Source organism: Segatella copri, from assembly GCF_019127135.1.
In the GTDB taxonomy this organism is placed as follows: Bacteria; Bacteroidota; Bacteroidia; order Bacteroidales; family Bacteroidaceae; genus Prevotella.
Map to the genome: position 1 here is coordinate 1 of NZ_JAHOEA010000123.1, position 2,734 is coordinate 2,734.

1 rRNA gene is annotated in these 2,734 nt (G+C 53.7%); it reads right to left on the reverse strand.

Features of this window, described 5'->3' with window-relative positions:
• A 23S ribosomal RNA gene (locus KSW37_RS15380) occupies window positions 1-2,734 on the reverse strand; the annotation flags it as partial.

The following is a 2,734-nucleotide window of genomic DNA, read 5'->3' on the forward strand; positions in this document are numbered from 1 at the left end:
TTAAAGAAAGTGTTCGGGCAATTAGTAATGCTCGGCTTTGACATCGCTGTCTTTACACCTGCATCCTATCAACGTCATCGTCTTTGACGACCCTCAATGGAGTTCTCATCTTGCGGCTGGCTTCGCACTTAGATGCTTTCAGCGCTTATCCAATCCAGACTCAGATACCCAGCGGTGCGCCTGGCGGCACAACTGGTAAACCGGAGGTCTGTCCATCACGGTCCTCTCGTACTAGTGACGGCACCACTCAAAACTCCCACGCCCACGATAGATAGAGACCGAACTGTCTCACGACGTTCTGAACCCAGCTCGCGTGCCACTTTAATGGGCGAACAGCCCAACCCTTGGGACCTTCTCCAGCCCCAGGATGTGACGAGCCGACATCGAGGTGCCAAACCACCCCGTCGATATGAGCTCTTGGGGGGGATCAGCCTGTTATCCCCGGAGTACCTTTTATCCTTTGAGCGACGGAGTTTCCATACACATCCGCCGGATCACTATGCCCCAGTTTCCTGCCTGCTCGGCATGTCTGCCTCCCAGTCAAGCGCCCTTATGCCATTGCACTCTTTGAGGTCGGTTACCAATCGACCCGAGGGCACCTTTGGAAGCCTCCGTTACGCTTTTGGAGGCGACCACCCCAGTCAAACTACCCACCAAGCAGTGTCCGCGTTATCACGCGTTAGACCTCAGACAGCCAAAGGGCCGTATTTCAAGGATGGCTCCACGAAAGCTGGCGCTCCCGCTTCGAAGCCTCCGGCCTATCCTACACATCGGATGACCAAGGTCAATGCTAAGCTGTAGTAAAGGTTCACGGGGTCTTTTCGTCCCATCGCGGGTAATCGGCATCTTCACCGATACTACAATTTCACTGAGCTCATGGTTGAGACAGCGTCCGGATCATTACACCATTCGTGCAGGTCGGAACTTACCCGACAAGGAATTTCGCTACCTTAGGACCGTTATAGTTACGGCCGCCGTTTACCGGGGCTTCAATTCAATGCTTCCTCTTGCGAGTGACATCTCCTCTTAACCTTCCGGCACCGGGCAGGTGTCAGGCTGTATACGTCATCTTTCGAGTTTGCACAGCCCTGTGTTTTTGTTAAACAGTTGCCTGGACCTATTCTCTGCGCCTCGCTCATCACGAGGACCCTTTATCCCGAAGTTACAGGGTCAATTTGCCTAGTTCCTTAACCATGAATCTCTCAACGCCTTAGTATGTTCTACCCGACCACGTGTGTCCGTTTGCGGTACGGGTGCCGCATGGGTTAAGCTTAGCGGATTTTCTCGGGAGTATGATTACCCACACTATCAGATTCCTCCGAGGAGGACTCCGTACTGTCAAGTTCAGCTCGGATGGTGGATTTGCCTGCCATCCTCAACACCTACACTCTTCAACGGGGACTTCCGTCGCCCCGCGGTGGTTTCACTGCTCCGTCTCCACGTCGCCCCATGCGGCAGTGACGGAATATTAACCGTCTCTGCCATCGCCATCGCCGTTCGGCTTAGACTTAGGACCCGACTGACCCCGGGCTGATTGGCATTGCCCGGGAAACCTTGGTCTTACAGCGGGAGGGAATCTAACCCCCCTTATCGTTACTTATTCCTACATTTGCTTTACTCACCGCTCCAGGATAACTTACGTACACCATTCGACGCTGTGAGTATGCTCCCCTACCGATACTTTTAAAATTGCTATCCCGCGCCTTCGGTGTCTGCCTTATACCCGATTATTATCCATGCCCGGACCCTCGACTAGTGAGCTGTTACGCACTCTTTGAATGAATGGCTGCTTCCAAGCCAACATCCTAGCTGTCATAGGGACCAGACTTCGTTAGACTAACTCAGGCAGAACTCCGGGACCTTAGACGGCGGTCTGGATTCTTCTCCTCTCGGGGACGGACCTTAGCACCCGCCCCCTTACTGCCGGACTGCAGACCGTGAGCATTCGGAGTTCGTCAGGACTCGATAGGCGGTGAAGCCCTCTTGTCCTATCGGTCGCTCTACCTCTCACGGTGACCATCCGACGCGGCACCTAAATGCCTTTCGGGGAGTACGAGCTATCTCCAAGTTTGATTGGCCTTTCACTCCTACACTCGGCTCATCCAGAAGCTTTTCAACGCTTATTGGTGCGGACCTCCATCCCGTGTTACCGGGACTTCATCCTGGCCAAGTGTAGATCACTTGGTTTCGCGTCTACCCCCACTGACTGTGCGCCCTCTTCAGGCTCGCTTTCACTGCGGCTACGTGTCTCATGACACTCAACCTCGCCAGTGACGGTAACTCGTAGGATCATTATGCAAAAGGCACGCCGTCACACATTGCTGTGCTCCGACCGCTTGTAGGCGTATGGTTTCAGGAACTATTTCACTCCCCTGCTCGGGGTTCTTTTCACCTTTCCTTCACAGTACTCGTTCGCTATCGGTCTCACGGGAGTATTTAGCCTTACCGGATGGTCCCGGCAGATTCGCGCAGGATTCCTCGTGTCCCGCGTTACTCAGGATACCGCTATGCCGCATTTCGCTTCACATACTGGACTATCACCGTCTATGGTCACATTTTCCAAAGTGTTCTGTTCACGATTTGCATACAATGTCGCGGTCCTACAACCCCAGCCACGCCTTGCGACGCCACTGGTTTGGGCTGTTCCCCGTTCGCTCGCCACTACTGGGGGAATCATTCATTTATTTTCTCTTCCTGCAGGTACTAAGATGTTTCAGTTCCCTGCGTTAGCTCT